We start from the raw sequence: 18,804 nt of genomic DNA on the forward strand, positions 1-18,804 counted from the left end.
TGAGCACATACTTAATACTCGGGGACGAAAATCGTTGGGCTATTTTTCTCCAAATGAAGTATTTTTAGCTCATCTAATGGCTGCATAACGTTTTATGGGTTTGTTGCGTTTCGACTGGGAATGGGCCCTAATATAATTAGCCCCATAAATTATCCTCTTAATACATTTTTTGAATCACTATTTATTATCAGATCAAACCAAAGCATATTCTAATAGGCTGAGCCAGCGCTATGTATTGTGGATCTTTTGTCTGCATCCATCGGACTTCATACCATATCATTCTCATATAATTAACCCAAGGCTGCCATAACAGCACTTGCTGGTTTAATTTATAAAAATCATTATAAGCATGCAATTGCTGACAATAGTGTTGCAAAAACTGACTTTGTTCATTTTTATCCCAACTATTTGTCGCGAATAACGTTGCCAGCGCAAATGCCGAATCACAATCAGCGGCATACTCCCAATCCAAAAGTCTTAAAGTTCCGTTATCAGTTAATAAAACGTTTCCACTATGAATATCAAGATGGGAAAGTACTTTTTTACTGGTTTTAGGTTGGCAGGCATGCTGGAAAAAATGATGTAAATTCAACCAATTAACTGATAGTCTGCGCCGATCAATTTGATACCAGTAACTTTGATACCAGTAACTGGCTAAATGTTGTTTCAGATGCAGTGTATAACCAGATAATGGAGATGAATGTAATGATGCGAGTATCCGACTTAATGGTTGATATAATTCTAGTAAAGAATAGGCGGTATCAGTAACTGCCTTACCTTCCATCCATTCTAATAGTAACCAGTCATTATTAGCTCCCAGTACCTTCGGAGCAGCAATAAATTGAGTAAGCTGGTGTAATATTTTACGCTCTTTTTGCCGGTTAATACCTAATAAGCGCTGATCTTTTCCGGCAAAACGCGCAATCAATTTAATATTGGCAGTTGCTTCAGCGTAAAAACTTCCACCGCTCGCTCCTGATAACGCCTTAATTCGCCACTTATCACTAGTTATTGCTGGATATTTTTGTAATAACAAGTTAATAAGTGTTTTCTTTTTATTCAATGCGATTTGATCCCGACCAGAGGATCTCACCCGTTTGTGCTGCCATTAGCTGCATTTCAACTTCACTTTGCTGTTGATTGCCCGAAATGACCGAATAAAGTACATAGTCAGCTTGCACATAACGCGCTAGGCCGATAGCCTTACTCCGCGTAACTAAACTGTCTTCCTGAGATAAGCCCAGTGCTTTACGTGCATTTGCTACCACATCTTGTGGAACTAATTTGAATACATTTTGGTTATTAACCGCTTCAATAATCGCATCGGTTGCTTGCATTGATTGAATTGACATATTGGTATTATTTTTTATTGAATCAATTAATAACACCTTGCCTGACTCAACCCCTTGAGCTTGTACCAATTTATGGGCTAAAGGGATCACGGCTGTTGACCAATCTACTGTTTTTACCTTTGGTAGCTGCGGTACAGTATCTGGAGACGTTGGTGTTGTTGGTTGTTCGGTAGGCTCAGTCGGTTCGATTGTAATAACAGGTGCTGGTTTTTTACTCGTTATCGATGAACAACCAACTAATATGAATGTCACAACCATAAATTGAAAAATACGTCTCATTTACTCTTCTCCTGTGTACCTTAAATTGCAAGGTAAACTGAATAACAAAGCCTGCGCCAAAATACCAATTTAAATTGCTTTATAATTAAATTTTAACCAAAAAATTAATTTTGTCTTTCCAATAACAAATCAACAAAATAACGGTACAAAATTTATTTATCTATCTTTTTTGTTAACAGCGTCCCTAAAGGATGACCTCCCACTAAATGCATGTGAATATGAAAAACTTCCTGGCCTGAATGTTGGTTACAATTCATAATTAAACGGTAACCATCATCCGCAATATTTTCCTGCTTAGCAATCTTTGCCGCAACCGTAATCATGTGGCCCAACGTTTGTTCATGCTCAGGTTTCACATCGTTGATAGTGGCGATCAAAATATTAGGAATAATTAAAATATGGACCGGTGCCTGTGGTTCTATATCCCTAAACGCCGTCACCAAATCATCTTGATAAACAATATCAGCGGGGATTTCGCGGCGAATAATTTTACTAAAAATCGTTTCTGCTGCCATAATTTCATCCTTTAAATTTTTATGAAGATGTAAGTGTTTCAATCACGTCTAATGGTTAAATGAAAAAGATCACAAAAATTTTGTGTAGTAGCTCGCGCAATTTCTTCAATATCTACACCTTTTAATTGGGCTAAAAACTGTGCTACATCTCTTACATAAGCGGGTTGATTTTCTTGGCCGCGATGAGGAACAGGCGCCAGGTAAGGAGCATCAGTTTCAATTAAAATACGATCTAAAGGCACCATACGCGCAGCCTGTCGGATCTGTTCTGCATTACGAAATGTCACTATACCGGAAAATGAGATATAAAGCCCTAAATCTAATAATGCTTTAGCCATCTGCTCATCTTCCGTGAAACAGTGTAAAACCCCACCGCAATTACCCACCTGTTCTTCTTTCAATATCGCTAATGTGTCTTGCTGGGCTGCTCGTGTATGGACAATAACAGGTTTGCTTAATTGACAACCTATACGGATATGTTGACGAAAAGATGTTTGTTGCAATTTAGCATTTTCACTTTGGTAGTGATAATCCAAACCGGTTTCACCTAACGCTACAACTTCATCGCCAGACGCTAAACGTGCCAGCTCATCAAAATCATTACCTTGATTGAGATCAAGAGGATGTATGCCACAGGAAAAGGCCACATTGTCACGCTGACCAATCTGTTTTTTCATGTTAATAAAGCCTGGCAGGGTTGTTGCAACAGCCAAAATATATTTTACCTCATTAGCTGCTGCTTTTGCGATAACATCACCGATATCTTTATGTTTATTCTTATAATCTAAACAATCGAGATGACAGTGTGAATCCACTAAAAACATAATAAACTCTTTTAATTATAGTAATGAAATGTGTTTTGCCAGTTGATTAACTGAGATGTCAATCGTAGTTCCTGATTCAATCCCATCACTGACATTAATTGATGGCGACAATTTTGCCATTCAGTAGCGCTCTTTAATAAGATGTCTACAGAGTTGATGGCAGCCAATTTAGTAATTAATGATGACTGATCTTGATTGACACAATAATTACCTGCTCGCTGTTGATATTTTACTCCATCCAACAATAGGCTTATCAGCCAGCTGATCCGACAGGCAGCGTCTGGCTGATCCAATTCAGGTAACCAGTTTAAAAGTGTCTTTGTTGATAAATGCTGCATTAATGATTGGAAAAATTGATTTCTTTTCAACCACTTATCCGGTTGTAACAGTGTTAAAGCGGCAAGAGGCGCACCTGCATTCAGTTTTATTGCCGTTTCAATATCAACTTGCGCTAACGATATTTTTTGTTTTTGTAACCATGAAATCGCGGTTTTACACTCAGGTACTGAAAGGTAATAATAAAAACATCGACTACGTAACGTGGCTAGCAATGAAGCTGGATCTCGACACTCTAAAAAAAAATAGGTATTGTCTGTCGGCTCTTCTAAAGTTTTCAATAATGCGTTGCTAGCCGCTTCTGTTAGTGCTTCCACCGCAGGAAACCAAATAACTTTAGCACCACCTTGCTGTGCATGGCTAACTAAAAAGTCAGTTAAACAACGAATACTTTCAATACCTATCGTATTTTTACCTTTGTCAGCGGTAATTTTATGCCAGTCAGGATGTGTCCCTGCTAACATCAGTTGACAGCTATGACAGCTATGACAGCTACCACAGCTTTTCATGCCCACTGGTTGTTGGCACATCAGCCAGCGGCTAATAGCATAAATGAGTGAATCACTTCCCATTCCAGCATTAGCATGTAATAGCAATGCATGATGTCCTTGCTTCTTCTGATGGAAAGCAATTATCTGTCTATAGGCATGATTTAACCATGGATACCAGTTCATTCTACTTGCCTTGCGCTACCAACCAATTCGATAATGTCTGGCGAATGGTTTTTTGCACCTCTTCTAGTGATTTGTTAGCATCAATTGTGATAATTGTGTCATCTTCCGCAGCTAATTCAAGATAGCGCTGACGGGTTCGCTCAAAAAAGTCCAATGACTCTTTTTCTATCCGATCTAGTTCACCACGATCCCGCGCTCGCTGCAAGCCAAGAGTGGGTTCTATATCAAGATATAGTGTTAGATCAGGTCGAAAATCACCCAATATCGTATTGCGCAATACTTGCATTAATTCGGCAGAAAGCCCACGTCCTCCACCTTGATATGCTTGTGATGAGAGATCATGGCGATCACCAATCACCCACCTTCCCTTTGCAAGAGCAGGCTTGATAACATTTTCAATTAATTGAATACGCGCGGCATAAAGCATTAGTAACTCGGCTTTATCAGTGACTTTTTCCTCGGCAATACCATGTTTAATTAATTGTCGCAATTTTTCTGCTAACGGCGTTCCTCCCGGCTCACGGGTAAAATCAATCTCAGTTATTCCTACCTTAGCGAGAGTTTCTACAACTGTTTTTATCGCGGTAGTTTTTCCTGCACCTTCGAGACCTTCAATAACTATATAACGACTTTTCATTCATTTTTATCTTTTGTCTGACGATAATGTTTAACGGCCTGATCATGATCATTAATATTGGTAGTAAAAGTATGCCCACCATTACCTGTGGCAACAAAATAAAAATAATCGGTTTCATCAGGATGAGCCGCTGCTTTAATTGAAGCTCTACCTGGCATAGCAATTGGCGAAGGAGGCAACCCAACAATCAAATAAGTGTTATAAGGACTCGGCTTATCTAAGTCACTACGATAAAGCACCCCACGGTATTTATCGCCTAAACCATATATAACAGTAGGATCCGTTTGCAACCGCATTTTTTTCTTTAATCGATTAATAAATACTGATGCCACTTTAGTTCTCTCTATATCAATGCCGGTTTCTTTTTCAATAATTGAAGCCATAATTAACATTTGATATGGCGTTTTATACGGCAAATTTGACGCTCGTCCTTGCCATTCATATTCAACAGCCGTTAACATTCTCTGATACGCACGCTTCAATATGTCAATATCATTCATTTCTGCGGTGTAATAGTAAGTATCTGGATAAAACCATCCCTCTAGTGATTGACCTGGCGGTAACCCCAATTGCTGTGCTAGTTTATCAGCAGACTGATTTTCAATAGTCTGCTTTAAATAAGGGGCTTGATGTAATGCTTTTTTCCAGTCTTCAAAACGAGAGCCTTCAATAAACAGCAAGCTAAATTGCGCTTCTTTACCAGCATAAAACATTGCTAACATTGCCCGCAAAGACATGCCAGGATTTAATCGATAGGTTCCCGCTTTAAATTGCGCCAATTGTGGTTCTAATCTTAGTAACCATTGAAAATTATTCGCCGAATTTATTATTTTCTGCTCTGCTAACAGTGATTCTAATCCTGCTCGCCCTGTACCTGCTGGTAAAGTAAAAATAGTTGTTTCATGAATATTAATCGCTGTATTAGCGTAATTTTGTATCTGACGGTAAAATGTATAAAGAATACAGCCACTCAATATTAATAAAAAATAATCAACCACAATATTCTTCTTGCATACTTCATTTAACATTCATTTCCTAATATTACACTATAAAAGTTAATCTAATATTAATCACAAAATTAAGTTAACCTCAAACAATATGGCATAAGAAAATTAAATAATTCACGAGAATAATAGTTCCATACGGGTTGCTTAGGCTGAGTTATAATACGCTTAACCGATAATATGGGCATTAAAGCATTAGTAATGATTACCTCATCGCTCTGTGCCAATATATTAGGATAGTCGCTGATATAGAAAAGTTCATAATCAGTATCAGATAAACTCGCAATAACCTGTTTGCGCATTACACCTTCAACACCAGCGTAATTTAAATTGGGCGTGTAAATTTGTTTTCCTTTCCGTAAAAAAATATTTGCTGCGCAACATCCAATCAATATGCCATTAGTATCCGTCACAATAGCTTCATCAACATTCAATAATTCAATTTGCTGTTTTATTAATATTTGTTCTAATCGATTTAAATGTTTAATGCCGGCCAAATAACAGTTACTATTTACGGGTATTTTACTCAATGCTAAATTAATACCTGTTTGCTGTTGATTTAAATAAATAGCTGGATAATCAGTTAACGGAATAATGACTGTTGCTTTGTTGAGGCCTGCTATGCTATATCCTCGTCCACCTTCACCACGACTAATGATAACTTTAATCACCGCTAAATCCTTTTTATTCAATAGCGCTATCTTATTTATATCAGCAGCCAATTTTTGCCAATCTGGTGTAGGTAAAAGTAGTTGTGTAACCCCTTTTTGTAATCGATAAATGTGGTGTGACAATAATGCTGGTTGATGTCCAACCACGCGAATTGTTGTAAAACAGCCATCACCAAATTGAACAGCTCTATCCATTACCGAAATATTATTTTGCTGTTCACCATTAATCCAACATATCATTGCGTTAACTTCTTAATCAAACTGAATACCTGCTACTTATCGCTACAGTTTATTTGAAATCCATCATTTATATCAATAAAAAAACCTCAACTTAAGTTAGATTGAGGCCTCTTTATAAGAAAATATCAATTAATTGACTTTACGAAAAATAATCGAACCATTTGTGCCGCCAAAACCAAAAGAATTGCATAATGCATACTGCATATCTTCAACTTTACCTTTCTTATCCGGTATAAAATCTAGCCGTCCTGTCTTCACTAATTCGTCTAATTCACTATCGAGATTTTCAAGGTTAATTGTTGGAGGAATAAGTTGATCTCTTAACGACAGAATCGTAAAAATAGATTCAATTGCACCTGCTGCACCTAATAAATGACCGGTCATCGATTTAGTCGAGCTAACCAATATTTTACTCTGCTCTGGGTAAACTGATGCAACTGCTCGCGCTTCAGCAATATCTCCTGCCGGTGTTGATGTACCATGAGCATTAATGTAACCTATTTTTTCTGCGTTTATACCTGCATCCTGTAACGCATTTGTCATGGCCAGTGCCGCACCTTCACCATTCTCTGGTGGTGACGTCATATGATAGGCATCACTACTCATACCAAAACCCGCAAATTCAGCATAGATTTTGGCGCCTCGAGCTTTAGCATGCTCATACTCTTCCAGCACCAAAATACCCGCTCCATCGCCTAATACAAAACCATCTCGCTCCTGATCCCAAGGTCGGCTTGCTCGCTCAGGTTCGTCATTACGTCTTGATAAGGCTTTGAGAGAGCCAAATCCAGCAATACCTAAGGATGTACTTGCTTTTTCTGCGCCACCTGCCAGCATGATATCCGCGTCACCATAAGCAATAATCCGCGCTGCATGACCTATGTTATGCACCCCAGAAGTACAAGCGGTAGCAATAGAGATAGTTGGGCCTTTAAAGCCATAAATAATACTTAAGTGTCCAGCCACCATATTGATAATAGTTGAAGGAACAAAAAAAGGACTTACTTTACGCGGACCATTAGTCAGTAAAACATCACAGTTTTCCTGGATTAGTCCTAATCCGCCGATACCAGAACCAATTGCTGCGCCAATTCGATGCGCATTTTTTTCTGTGATTTCTATACCCGCATCTTCGATAGCTTGTTTACCAGCAGCAAGCCCATATTGAATAAAAAGATCCATCTTGCGCGCATCTTTAGCCGAAATACCATAATCGTCATGATTAAAATTTTTAACTAGACCGGCGAACTTGGTTGTATGGTTTTCAGTGTTAAAATGCTCGATAAGACTGATGCCACTCTGTCCAGCACATACAGCATTCCAAGATGACTCAACTGTGTTGCCGACAGGAGATAACATGCCGAGTCCAGTCACAACTACTCGACGTTTAGACACGTATATCCTCCAGAAAAAGGAATAAGTTTCGGTGAAAATATAGGCGGTCGATCGACCGCCTGAATATGTGCATAAAAGCTCTCTATAATTAAATTTACGGCTTATGAGCTATGGCTATTAATATAATCAATAGCTGCTTGCACTGTCGTGATTTTTTCCGCTTCTTCATCAGGAATTTCGGTATCAAATTCTTCTTCTAATGCCATAACTAGTTCAACAGTGTCAAGAGAATCCGCACCTAAATCCTCAACAAATGAAGAATTATTTGCAACTTCATCTTCTTTAACACCTAACTGCTCAGCAATTATTTTTTTAACACGGCTTTCAATACTGTTGTTAGCAACACCTTGGTCTTTAGTGCTCATACTATTTAAATTCCTATTAAAACTCGCTTTCACGATGGTTTTCGTAGTTTAGATACAGGAAAGGCACAACCCAATCCTGGCTATTCGAACCTGATTTCGCATTATTATATGCTATTTTAGCATTAACCATGCAAATGATTCATTGGTTTTTAAATCATACACATGCCACCATTGACATGTAATGTTTCACCTGTGATGTAAGCTGCTTCATCAGAAGCTAAAAATGCTACAGCACTGGCAATTTCTTTTGCATCACCGAGCCGCCCTACAGGAACATTAGCTAAAATGCCTGCTTGCTGTTCATCTGTCAATGCTCGAGTCATATCGGTTTCTATGAAACCAGGTGAAACAACATTCACCGTAATACCGCGGGTAGCTACTTCACGTGCTAATGATTTACTAAAAGCTATAACACCTGCTTTAGCCGCTGCATAATTTGCCTGTCCAATATTACCCAATGTGCCAATTACTGAGCCGACAGAGATAATGCGACCATAACGTTTTTTCATCATTGAACGCATTATAGCTTTGGATAGACTAAAGATCGAAGTTAAGTTTGTATCAATAACTCTGTCCCATTCTTCTTTTTTCATTCGCAGCAATAGATTATCACTGGTAATACCTGCATTATTAACTAAAATATCAATTTCACCAAATTCAGCACGAATTTTAGATAGAGTACTATCAATAGATTCAGTGTCTGTCACATTCAAGACATAACCTTTACCTTTATCACCAAGATAGCTACTAATCGCCTCGGCACCTTCTTTACTTGTAGCAGTACCAACTACTTTCGCACCACGTTCAGCCAGTAGTTCAGCTATTGATCGCCCGATACCACGACTTGCCCCAGTTACCAAGGCTATTTTTCTATCAAAACTCATGTTTTCCTCAATTATTTATCAACGCAGCGTTTAATGATGCCGAATCATTAATCGCTACCGAATTAATCGTACTCACAATGCGCTTAGTTAAACCAATCAATACTTTACCTGGCCCTATTTCTAATAGTTGCACGATCCCTTGCTCAGCCATGAATTCGATGGTTTCAACCCAGCGTACAGGATTATACAGCTGCCTGACTAAAGCCTGTCGAATACCCTCTACCGAATTTTCGATTTTAACATCAACATTATTTACAACAGCGATATTAGGCTTATTAAATATAACTTCTTCTAATGCTTGCGCTAATTTTTTTGCAGCAGGCTGCATCAATGCACAATGTGAAGGTACACTGACAGCCAACGGTAAAGTACGTTTTGCACCAGCAGCTTTACATAAGGCTGCCGCTCTCTCTACAGCACTTTTTTCGCCGGCAATAACAACCTGACCTGGCGAATTAAAATTAACTGCAGAAACCACTTGGCCTTGTTCAGCTTGCTGACAAGATGCTAATACTGATTCATTATCCAAACCAATAATTGCATACATAGCCCCCATCCCTGCCGGCACAGACTCTTGCATCAATTGCCCGCGTAGTTCTACAAATTTGACAGCGGATTTAAAATCGATGACATCGGCACAGACCAATGCAGAATATTCACCTAAACTATGGCCTGCCATTAGTGTAGGCATTTTGCCTTTTTTTTCCTGCCATACTCGAAAAATTGCCACAGATGCAGATAAAAGTGCTGGCTGTGTTTTCCAAGTTTTATTTAATTCTTCTTCTGAGCCACTTTGAACCAAATCCCATAAATCATATCCTAAGACATTAGAAGACTCAGCAAACGTTTCCTCTACTACTGCAAACTCTTTTGCTAGATCAGCTAACATGCCAAGAGATTGAGAACCTTGGCCAGGAAAGATCATTGCAAAATTAGACATTTTTATTTTCCTGTATAATTTAAAAACGGATCAGCGCTGAGCCCCAAGTAAAACCACCACCAAATGCTTCAAGCAATACCATTTGCCCTCGCTGTATGCGGCCATCTCTGACTGCTTCATCAAACGCTGTCGGTACTGATGCTGCTGAAGTATTACCGTGTCTATCCAGCGTAATAACGACTTTATCCATTGGCATAGCCAACTTTTTTGCTGTTGCTTGAATAATCCGTAAATTAGCTTGATGCGGGACTAACCAATCCAATTTTGATTTATCTAGTGCATTTTTTTCTAATGTTTCACCCACTACATTAGCTAACTCACTCACCGCGATCTTAAAAACCTCATTACCAGCCATTGTGACATAAGTTGGCTCTGAGCATTTACTATGCTCTTGATGGCGTAAAGTTAATAAATCACCATAATTACCATCGGCATGCAAATGGGTCGATAAAATTCCTGGCTCTGGTGAACTGCCGACAACGATTGCACCTGCTGCATCACCAAATAAAATAAGTGTACTACGATCATTCGGATCTAATACTCTTGATAATACATCAGAACCAATAACTAATGCCTTCTTCGTCATCCCTGTTCTAATGAACTGATCACTAATACTCAGGGCATAAGTGAAGCCAGCACATGCAGCAGCAACATCAAATGCGGCACAGTTTTTAATGCCTAATATTTGTTGGATTTGGCATGCCGCACTTGGAAAAGCATGGGTCGAAGAAGTCGTTGCTACAATGATTAAATCAATTTCATTAGCTGCGATGCCAGCCATTTCTAACGCTTTTCGCGCAGCATTAGCACCCATTGTAGATACATTATCTTCTTCTGTTGCGATGCGGCGTTCTTTAATTCCTGTTCGGGTAGTTATCCATTCATCAGAAGTATCTACCATTTTCTCTAAATCAGCATTCGTACGAATTTGTACAGGCAAATAACTGCCAGTACCTAAGATTTTTGTATACATTTTGCTTTAATCACTCTTGGGTAGTAAGGTATTCAAGCGAGTCGCAATTCTATCAGGAATTTGCCTCTCTACCGCCTGAATCGCCTGTTCAATTGCAGCTTTAAATGCTTTTTGGTTTGCCGCTCCATGACTTTTAATTACAATGCCGTGTAATCCTAAAAGTGAAGCACCATTATATTGATCAGGATCCAGGTGCCCAAAACGTTTTGAGATACGTTTCTGTAACCACGGTTTAATCAACTTCATCAGCCATGATGAGATCTTATTTTCTGTAGTTGAAGATTTTACTAAAGATAAAATAACGCGTATCACACCTTCCATTGTTTTCAACGTTACATTACCTGCGAAGCCGTCACAAACGAATACATCAGCTTTACCCGTCAATAACTCATTACCTTCTAGATAACCAATATAATTAATAGAAGGTGTTGCTTTTAATATTGAGGCGGCTTCGCGGATATTATCTAAACCCTTATTTTCTTCTTCACCAATATTTAATAATGCTACTCGTGGATTGCTTATATTAGCAACCTCTTCAGCCATTACTGCTCCCATCACGGCAAATTGTACTAACATTTGACTATCGCAGTTAACATTAGCGCCTAAATCAAGTACAACGGTTTTACCATGTTCTTGATTTGGCAAAATCGTTGTCAACGCTGGCCTTTCAATACCATTTATTGTCTTCAATATGAGTTTTGCTAACCCCATAAGTACACCAGTATTTCCAGCACTAATACACGCTTGCGCCTGACCAGACTTCACTAATTCTAAAGCAATCCGCATTGACGAGCCTTTACTTTGCCTGATTGCTTGTAATGGCTTAATATCATTAGCAATAGCATATTCAGCAGGAATAATTTGCAAACGATCACGCAGCTCAGCACGCTGATCTGCAAGCAATGGATTTAAAATTTCGGGAATACCGACCAGTAATAATCTTAACTGTGGGTTAGAAACGAGTGCCTTCAATGCAGCAGGCACAATAATGCGAGGACCATTATCCCCACACATCGCATCTAATGCTAAGGTTAAATTAGCCAAGGCATTAATCGTTTAATAATTAACACAACAACTATTTATTAATAACCTTGCGACCACGGTAATAGCCATCCGCAGTCACATGATGACGCAAATGGGTTTCACCAGAAGTTTTATCTACCGATACTTCGGCAGTTGTCAATGCATCATGTGAGCGACGCATACCACGTTTAGAACGAGTGGGTTTATTTTGCTGTACGGCCATTGACCTTACTCCTTAAGTACTTTTTTTTAAACTAGCTAATACGGCAAAGGTATTTGGCTTTTCTGCCTCGTTAGGCAACTGACCAAAAACCATATCCGCGTCGGACACTTCACAGCGTTCAGAGTTATGAACCGGGATCGCCGGCAAAGAGAGGATTATTTCATCTTCAATCATTGCTAGCAAATCTATTTCACCAAATTGTTCAATAATGATTGGCTCATACTCTTCAGGTAATAACGCAATCCTCTCATCATCAATGACAGCACTAAAACAATAAGTTACATGAACATGGTGGTTAAAATTTTTACCACGACGTTCACATTTTAACGTGACATCAACATCAGAATCGCCTTTTATGACAACTAAATGTTGATTATCTATTGCAAACGATAGCTCACTAGTTACATCACTATCTATACTTACTACTGATTCTTCGACAGGCAAAACCTGTTCAGGTGAATAATATCCTGAATAATCCAATTTTTTGTGCTGCGCGATGCGCATCAATCGTTAAGGGTAATTTTACCTTTTGCATAAGGCGCGCATATTATCTTTGTAATGAGACATAGTCAAAGGAAAAGGCTGCTTTTGCTTATTTTTCCACCAAATATTCGCTATTTAAGCTCTATTTAGTTTAAAATGTCTCACCTCATTTGGCTATGGATTTTAGATATTTTATGAAATCAATTGTATTGGCGTCAATGTCATCTTCACGTTATCATCTACTACAAAAGTTAGACTTACCTTTTATTGCTGATGCGCCTAATATAGATGAAACCCCATTAATCAATGAATCGGCAACTTTTCTCGTCACTCGCTTAGCCATTGAAAAAGCAAAATCATTAATAACTAAATATCCTACACATTTAATAATAGGTGCGGATCAAGTCTGTATCTTGGAAAATCAAATAATAGGAAAACCACTAACTCATAGCAAAGCAACCAAGCAACTGAAGCAAGCCTCCGGCAAAAAAATTATCTTTTATACCGGACTCTGTTTATTTGATAGTGAAAGCAGAAAATACAATGCTATATGTGAACTTTTCACTGTTTATTTTCGCCATTTAACAGATACTCAAATTGAAAACTATCTTACAAAAGAACAGCCTTATCAATGCGCAGGGGCTTTTATGTCAGAAGGATTAGGCATCACATTATTTGAAAAACTTATTGGACGGGATCCTAAGACTTTAATCGGTTTACCTTTAATTTGTTTAATCAATATGTTACGTGCTCACGGCATCAACCCTCTTAATTAACTATCTTATAGCATACAAAAAGCAAACCAGTTTATAATGCAAGCTGGTTTACTAATTTGATTAGCGATGCATTATTGCTTACGTAATATTGCCAAGCAGCTTTTAAGTTGTTGATCTAAAGGGGCATTGAAAGTTAATTTTTCCCCACTGGCCGGATGAATAAACATTAATGAGCTAGCATGTAAAAAAAGTCGTTTCAAACCGGTAATCGTTAACTGTTGATCAAAATCGCGATCACCATAACGGTTATCAAATGCTATAGGATGCTTTGCATATTGTGCATGTACTCTGATCTGATGTGTTCGCCCTGTTATTGGACTGGCATTGACTAACGTAGCATTAGAAAAACGCTCTTCAATTTTAAAATGGGTTTCTGAATGTTTAGCATCAGCGCTGACTTTCACTATCCGTTCGCCACTTTGTAAAATATTTTTTAATAAAGGTGCCTGAACAACTTTAATATGCGACGGCCATTGCCCTTTCACTAACGCAACATACTGTTTTTGCATTTGTTTCAGACGTAACTGTTGGTGTAATAGCCTAAGAGCCGAACGTTTTTTCGCTATCAGTAAAACACCCGATGTTTCGCGATCTAACCTATGGACAAGCTCCAAAAAACGTGCTTCAGGACGTAATGCGCGTAAAGCTTCAATAACACCAAAATTCACCCCACTGCCGCCATGAACAGCCATACCGGAAGGTTTATTCAAAACCAGCAGATGCTCATCTTCGTAAAGTATATAATCAGTGAGTGCAGCTACCTTATCCAATTTAGCCGAAATAACATTCTGTTGCTTTTCTGCCAGCCGAACGGGTGGGATCCTGATTAAATCGCCTGCTTGAATTTTATATTCAGGTTTGATTCTACCGCTATTTATTCTTACTTCACCCTTGCGAATAATCCGGTAAATCATACTCTTAGGAACACCTTTTAAACGTGTCAATAAAAAATTATCAATACGTTGACCTGCTTCATCATTATCGATAGTAACAAATTGGACCTGATTCTGTATTTTCATTATCTAATTATAACATTTTGTTAACATTTGAACTTGTTAAATATTGCGACCGAATATATATGATACCTTGTTTTAGCCTTTTTCTTAAACTTTGTCAATTCCGTTGTCAAATGCATTTTTTTCACATTTTTCCCTATAAAAACGCAATAAACAGCAAAAGTTATCTTGATATCTACCCATAAGCAATGGAATAATGGACAGTTGCCATAATGTTTATTAAAAAAAGCGTTGGCGTAATTTGAGATCGATCTATTTTTAACACATAAACGCAGCAATGGTGTAAGACGGTGTGTAAAATCAAAAATAAATTATTGAATTGTGAACAAAGGTTTACTGGATTAGCTAAACTGTACATTGAACGGATAAATTCAGCAACAGTACTAATTTAAGAATGCAGCATTTTATTTAAACGTAGCTTCACCGAAAAATTGCGTTTCAATACAACCGACAACAGCGAGGTTGACGATTTTGTAAAAGTCACGAAACCATCGGTCAACAGTAACCATTTTTAGTCGCAACTTTTTTGACTTAGTAGAATAATGAGTATTTATAATGAAAAGAATGTTAATTAACGCAACTCAACAAGAAGAGTTGCGCGTTGCTCTTGTTGATGGGCAACGTCTTTATGACCTAGATATTGAAAATCCCGGACACGAACAAAAAAAAGCAAATATTTACAAAGGCAAAATTACCCGTATAGAACCTAGTCTAGAAGCAGCATTTGTTGACTATGGCTCAGAAAGACACGGCTTTCTCCCGATTAAAGAAATTGCTCGTGAATACTTCCCTAGCCATTATCAACCCCACGGTCGCCCAAACATAAAGGATGTTTTAAAAGAAGGCCAGGAAGTTATTATCCAAGTTGATAAAGAAGAGCGAGGAAATAAAGGGGCTGCGCTAACGACTTTTATTAGTTTAGCTGGTAGCTATCTTGTTTTAATGCCAAATAACCCTCGCGCAGGTGGAATATCACGACGTATTGAGGGTGAAGATCGCACAGAACTGAAAGAGGCATTATCCTCATTAGAAATACCCGATGGTATGGGATTAATTGTCCGTACTGCTGGTGTAGGTAAATCAGCGGAAGCACTACAGCAAGATCTACAATATCGTCTTAAACATTGGCAAGCCATAAAAAAAGCTGCAGAAAACCGATCAGCGCCTTTCCTTATTCATCAAGAAAGTAACGTCATTGTGCGGGCGTTTCGTGATTACCTGCGCCCTGATATTGGGGAAATCCTGATTGATAATGCGAAAATTGTCGAAATGGCTCGTCATCATATTGAAGCGATTGGTCGTGGTGATTTTGCAAGTAAAATCAAATATTACAGTGGAGATGTTCCACTCTTTAGCCACTATCAAATCGAATCACAGATCGAGTCGGCTTTTCAACGTAAGGTTCGTTTACCGTCGGGTGGTGCACTGGTTATCGATACCACTGAGGCATTAACGGCTATCGATATCAATTCATCACGTTCAACCCGTGGTGGCGATATTGAAGAAACCGCGTTCACGACCAATTTAGAAGCTGCTGATGAAATTGCCCGTCAATTACGGTTACGGGATTTAGGTGGACTAATTGTTATCGATTTTATTGATATGACACCCGTCCGCCATCAGCGTGAAGTTGAAAATCGTCTGCGTGAAGCCGTACGCCAAGACAGAGCACGTATCCAAATCGCTCGGATATCACGATTTGGTCTACTTGAAATGTCACGCCAACGTTTGAGTCCGTCACTTGGTGAATCCAGTCATCACGTTTGCCCTCGTTGTAGCGGCACAGGAACAATTCGTGATAATGAATCACTTTCACTCTCTATTTTACGTTTGATCGAAGAAGAAGCATTAAAAGAAAATACCCATGAAGTACATGCTATTGTACCGGTACCAATTGCTTCTTATCTATTGAATGAAAAACGCCAGTCTGTCAATGAAATTGAACGTCGGCAACACAATATACGTGTCATTATTGTTCCTAACGATCAGATGCAATCACCGCATTTTAATGTGGTCCGCATTCGTAAGGGTGAAGAAGTTTCAGCATTAAGTTACTATCTCGCTCAATATCACGAAGCTGAAATCAATAATCTAATAGATGATGCCGCCAGTGAGAAAAAATTACCTGAACAACCGGCTATTTCTACTTTAGCTCTTCAATCTCAAGCAGATACAAAAAATGCTGGGGTTGCTAAGGGCAAATCAAATAAACAGAGTAAATTAACCAACAAGCAAACTTCGACAAGTCTGTTTAATAGAATTACCTCATTCTTGAAAAAATTATTTACCGAATCACCGCAACCAATCGAAAAAGCAGAAAAAAAATCGAAAAATGGTAATGATAAGCGACGTAATAGTGAGCGACGTAATAATCGTCGGCCAACTCAACGCCGTGAGCAGAATGACACCATCGATAACCGTCAAAATCGTGGACATACCGATGAGCAACAATCACGTAAGAGCCATAATCAGAAAAGTCATTTTAATGATACTCAAGAGAGCACAGCACGTGAAACTCAACAACAACGTCGCGAGCAGCGAGCTGAACGTCGTCGTCAGGAAGAAAAACGCCAGCTGCAACTTGAAACTAAAACACAACCACTTGACAAGAAAGAGGCTGAAACGGAAAGAACGGTCGTTACTTCTCCTCGCCGTCAACAGCGTCAACTAGTTCAATCAATACGGGTTGCAAATAGTGCCACTGAGCAGCAAAAATTATCTATTGATAAAGAATATCAGGATATTAAGTTGCCTATTGCCAATAGTACAGAAGATGAGCCTGGCTTGTTAACTGCCGAACCGATTCTGCTAGCGGAGCAAAAAAGCTATATACCGCATGTCACCGAACAGGTTGAATCTCAAGAAGCAGCTACCAATTATGCTAATGAACGACAAGAAACGATCATTCCGCGGCGATCAAGACGATCTCCTCGCCACCTACGCGTTAGCGGGCAACGCCGTCGTCGTTATCGTGATGAAAATCAAAGCAAATCATTAGTACCATTAAAAATGGCTGTTGCTTCGCCTGAATTATCTTCAGGTAAAGTCTGGATCCAATACCCGATTAAGTTAAATGAATTGAACGAAGTGTCATCAAATAGTAAAAATATGATGACATTTAATGAAAAAACAGCATCTTCTGCCAATCCAATTAACGGTAATGACATCATTGATAAAGTTGAAGCAGAAGAAAAAACAGTGCCAATTAGTGAAGCGGCTCAATCAACTATGGAAAAAAGCTTACTGCCCTCTGCCGAAGTATTGCTTATTCCCATAAAGACTCAAGGTATTGAACAAAACGAAAAAGCTAGTCAACCACTTATGGAAGCGAAAGTAATGCCTGAAAACAACACTAATGTGGTTGTAGAAACGCTAGTAGATAGTGGGGCAAACGATCAGCTACAAAATGGGCAATCGGTTAATGATGAACTTTTCATAGCCAATGAGATTAAAAAGGATGAATATTCAGTCGATGAAATCAGTCAGGAAAAAACAACAGACTCATCGGATGAAAATTATAGCCATGTTCAACCAAATATATCTTCTGTGACAGATGTCATTGCAAAAAAGGCAAGTCATCGAAAAGAAGAAACTGCTGCGATAAAATTAGTAAAAAAAATAGGCTATTCCCATGCGCCGACCACAAAAGCACCGGCGCCAGAAATTATTGAAAGCGGTTTGGAAATTAAAGCTTACGTACGACCTGCGATAACTTTCCATGGTAAAAATGGTGCCGGTGGTCATGTTGCCACAAATATAGCCACATCCAATATGTTTAAACCCAAATAATAACCAATAAAAAATGCCCTAATTAGAGCATTTTTTTTATTCTGAATTTTAACTAAAACTTACTTATTCGCGTTTAATATCAGAGTACTTTTAGTAAAATATGTATTCTTTATTATTAAATTAGGAATAAATATGTCTCAATGGATTGTTTTTGGCGCAGGTAAAGGAATTGGTTCACGAGTTTCGCACAAAACTAATTTGGGTACGCTAATAAAACACGGATGTGCTCAGCAATAGCATTTTTGATTACGTCCCAATTTTGTTGATAAAGGGTTATTTTTTCAGATATACGACGTTTATGTTGTTCAAACCACGCAGAAATAGCGAGAAAAATATGATTTCTTTGCGCTCGGCTCGTGCGAGCCTGACAGCGTTCAATACCACAATTTTGTTTAACTTCTCGAT

The 18,804-nt window shown here is 38.6% G+C and carries 18 protein-coding genes and 2 pseudogenes; 2 read left to right on the top strand and 18 right to left on the bottom strand.

Features of this window, described 5'->3' with window-relative positions:
- Positions 1-187: 187 nt before the first annotated feature.
- The 16 genes and pseudogenes from CBG25_RS00005 to yceD all read right to left on the bottom strand — a co-directional run bounded on the left by CBG25_RS00005 (position 188) and on the right by yceD (position 12,870).
- Positions 188-1,063, bottom strand: a complete 876-nt coding sequence (locus CBG25_RS00005) for a phosphotransferase (RefSeq protein WP_290603554.1) — start codon at positions 1,061-1,063, stop codon at positions 188-190.
- Complete coding sequence (gene lpoB, locus CBG25_RS00010) at positions 1,056-1,631, bottom strand: penicillin-binding protein activator LpoB (RefSeq protein WP_290603557.1); 576 nt, start codon at positions 1,629-1,631, stop codon at positions 1,056-1,058. The genes CBG25_RS00005 and lpoB overlap by 8 nt, the downstream gene beginning before the upstream one ends.
- 152 nt (positions 1,632-1,783) lie before the next feature.
- On the bottom strand, positions 1,784-2,146 hold the full coding sequence (gene hinT, locus CBG25_RS00015; RefSeq protein ID WP_290603559.1) for a purine nucleoside phosphoramidase: 363 nt from the start codon (positions 2,144-2,146) through the stop codon (positions 1,784-1,786).
- Positions 2,147-2,184: 38 nt separating this feature from the next.
- Complete coding sequence (locus CBG25_RS00020; RefSeq protein ID WP_290603561.1) at positions 2,185-2,970, bottom strand: metal-dependent hydrolase; 786 nt, start codon at positions 2,968-2,970, stop codon at positions 2,185-2,187.
- A gap of 11 nt (positions 2,971-2,981) precedes the next feature.
- Positions 2,982-3,980: a DNA polymerase III subunit delta' C-terminal domain-containing protein gene (locus tag CBG25_RS00025; protein WP_290603563.1), complete on the bottom strand. Its 999-nt coding sequence runs from the start codon at positions 3,978-3,980 to the stop codon at positions 2,982-2,984.
- 1 nt (position 3,981) lies between these two features.
- On the bottom strand, positions 3,982-4,617 hold the full coding sequence (gene tmk, locus CBG25_RS00030; RefSeq protein WP_290603565.1) for a dTMP kinase: 636 nt from the start codon (positions 4,615-4,617) through the stop codon (positions 3,982-3,984).
- Entirely contained in the window at positions 4,614-5,645 is a 1,032-nt protein-coding gene (gene mltG, locus CBG25_RS00035) for an endolytic transglycosylase MltG (RefSeq protein WP_290603567.1), read from the bottom strand. Before mltG ends, tmk begins: the two co-directional genes overlap by 4 nt.
- 50 nt (positions 5,646-5,695) lie before the next feature.
- Positions 5,696-6,532 (bottom strand): aminodeoxychorismate lyase, encoded by an 837-nt coding sequence (gene pabC, locus CBG25_RS00040; protein ID WP_290603568.1) that lies wholly within the window; start codon positions 6,530-6,532, stop codon positions 5,696-5,698.
- A 129-nt stretch (positions 6,533-6,661) separates the two neighbouring features.
- Complete coding sequence (gene fabF, locus CBG25_RS00045; RefSeq protein WP_290603569.1) at positions 6,662-7,927, bottom strand: beta-ketoacyl-ACP synthase II; 1,266 nt, start codon at positions 7,925-7,927, stop codon at positions 6,662-6,664.
- Positions 7,928-8,028: 101 nt separating this feature from the next.
- The gene (gene acpP / locus CBG25_RS00050; RefSeq protein ID WP_290603571.1) at positions 8,029-8,292 is read right to left on the bottom strand and encodes an acyl carrier protein; all 264 of its coding nucleotides are present in this window, start codon (positions 8,290-8,292) and stop codon (positions 8,029-8,031) included.
- A gap of 149 nt (positions 8,293-8,441) precedes the next feature.
- Positions 8,442-9,176 (bottom strand): 3-oxoacyl-ACP reductase FabG, encoded by a 735-nt coding sequence (gene fabG, locus CBG25_RS00055; protein WP_290603573.1) that lies wholly within the window; start codon positions 9,174-9,176, stop codon positions 8,442-8,444.
- A 7-nt stretch (positions 9,177-9,183) separates the two neighbouring features.
- Positions 9,184-10,116: an ACP S-malonyltransferase gene (fabD, locus tag CBG25_RS00060; RefSeq protein WP_290603575.1), complete on the bottom strand. Its 933-nt coding sequence runs from the start codon at positions 10,114-10,116 to the stop codon at positions 9,184-9,186.
- A gap of 19 nt (positions 10,117-10,135) precedes the next feature.
- On the bottom strand, positions 10,136-11,089 hold the full coding sequence (locus tag CBG25_RS00065; RefSeq protein WP_290603576.1) for a beta-ketoacyl-ACP synthase III: 954 nt from the start codon (positions 11,087-11,089) through the stop codon (positions 10,136-10,138).
- Between the two features lie 6 nt (positions 11,090-11,095).
- Complete coding sequence (plsX, locus tag CBG25_RS00070) at positions 11,096-12,133, bottom strand: phosphate acyltransferase PlsX (RefSeq protein ID WP_290603577.1); 1,038 nt, start codon at positions 12,131-12,133, stop codon at positions 11,096-11,098.
- 31 nt (positions 12,134-12,164) lie between these two features.
- Positions 12,165-12,335 (bottom strand): 50S ribosomal protein L32, encoded by a 171-nt coding sequence (gene rpmF, locus CBG25_RS00075; RefSeq protein ID WP_026822220.1) that lies wholly within the window; start codon positions 12,333-12,335, stop codon positions 12,165-12,167.
- A gap of 12 nt (positions 12,336-12,347) precedes the next feature.
- A pseudogene (gene yceD / locus CBG25_RS00080) lies at positions 12,348-12,870 on the bottom strand (23S rRNA accumulation protein YceD).
- Between the two features lie 142 nt (positions 12,871-13,012).
- Between yceD and CBG25_RS00085 the strand changes: the two are divergent.
- Positions 13,013-13,594, top strand: coding sequence for a nucleoside triphosphate pyrophosphatase (locus tag CBG25_RS00085; RefSeq protein ID WP_290603583.1), 582 nt, complete (start codon positions 13,013-13,015; stop codon positions 13,592-13,594).
- Positions 13,595-13,665: 71 nt separating this feature from the next.
- Here CBG25_RS00085 and rluC read toward each other — a convergent pair whose 3' ends face one another.
- The gene (gene rluC, locus CBG25_RS00090) at positions 13,666-14,613 is read right to left on the bottom strand and encodes a 23S rRNA pseudouridine(955/2504/2580) synthase RluC (RefSeq protein WP_290603585.1); all 948 of its coding nucleotides are present in this window, start codon (positions 14,611-14,613) and stop codon (positions 13,666-13,668) included.
- Positions 14,614-15,165: 552 nt separating this feature from the next.
- On the opposite strand from rluC, the gene rne reads away from it, so the two are divergent.
- Positions 15,166-18,399, top strand: coding sequence for a ribonuclease E (rne, locus tag CBG25_RS00095; protein WP_290603587.1), 3,234 nt, complete (start codon positions 15,166-15,168; stop codon positions 18,397-18,399).
- 193 nt (positions 18,400-18,592) lie between these two features.
- On the opposite strand, the pseudogene CBG25_RS00100 reads toward rne, so the two are convergent.
- Positions 18,593-18,804, bottom strand: a pseudogene (locus CBG25_RS00100) (hypothetical protein); the annotation flags it as partial.

Origin of the sequence: Arsenophonus sp. ENCA (genome assembly GCF_002287155.1) — a bacterium.
Lineage (GTDB): Bacteria > Pseudomonadota > Gammaproteobacteria > Enterobacterales > Enterobacteriaceae > Arsenophonus > Arsenophonus nilaparvatae.

Excerpts from the sequence above, each read along its gene's own strand:
- lpoB (WP_290603557.1), bottom strand. The coding sequence starts at position 1,631 with ATGAGACGTATTTTTCAATTTATGGTTGTGACATTCATATTAGTTGGT.
- hinT (WP_290603559.1), bottom strand. The coding sequence starts at position 2,146 with ATGGCAGCAGAAACGATTTTTAGTAAAATTATTCGCCGCGAAATCCCC.
- CBG25_RS00020 (WP_290603561.1), bottom strand. The coding sequence starts at position 2,970 with ATGTTTTTAGTGGATTCACACTGTCATCTCGATTGTTTAGATTATAAG.
- CBG25_RS00025 (WP_290603563.1), bottom strand. The coding sequence starts at position 3,980 with ATGAACTGGTATCCATGGTTAAATCATGCCTATAGACAGATAATTGCT.
- tmk (WP_290603565.1), bottom strand. The coding sequence starts at position 4,617 with ATGAAAAGTCGTTATATAGTTATTGAAGGTCTCGAAGGTGCAGGAAAA.
- mltG (WP_290603567.1), bottom strand. The coding sequence starts at position 5,645 with ATGTTAAATGAAGTATGCAAGAAGAATATTGTGGTTGATTATTTTTTA.
- pabC (WP_290603568.1), bottom strand. The coding sequence starts at position 6,532 with ATGATATGTTGGATTAATGGTGAACAGCAAAATAATATTTCGGTAATG.
- acpP (WP_290603571.1), bottom strand. The coding sequence starts at position 8,292 with ATGAGCACTAAAGACCAAGGTGTTGCTAACAACAGTATTGAAAGCCGT.
- fabG (WP_290603573.1), bottom strand. The coding sequence starts at position 9,176 with ATGAGTTTTGATAGAAAAATAGCCTTGGTAACTGGGGCAAGTCGTGGT.
- fabD (WP_290603575.1), bottom strand. The coding sequence starts at position 10,116 with ATGTCTAATTTTGCAATGATCTTTCCTGGCCAAGGTTCTCAATCTCTT.
- CBG25_RS00065 (WP_290603576.1), bottom strand. The coding sequence starts at position 11,089 with ATGTATACAAAAATCTTAGGTACTGGCAGTTATTTGCCTGTACAAATT.
- rpmF (WP_026822220.1), bottom strand. The coding sequence starts at position 12,335 with ATGGCCGTACAGCAAAATAAACCCACTCGTTCTAAACGTGGTATGCGT.
- CBG25_RS00085 (WP_290603583.1), top strand. The coding sequence starts at position 13,013 with ATGAAATCAATTGTATTGGCGTCAATGTCATCTTCACGTTATCATCTA.
- rluC (WP_290603585.1), bottom strand. The coding sequence starts at position 14,613 with ATGAAAATACAGAATCAGGTCCAATTTGTTACTATCGATAATGATGAA.
- rne (WP_290603587.1), top strand. The coding sequence starts at position 15,166 with ATGAAAAGAATGTTAATTAACGCAACTCAACAAGAAGAGTTGCGCGTT.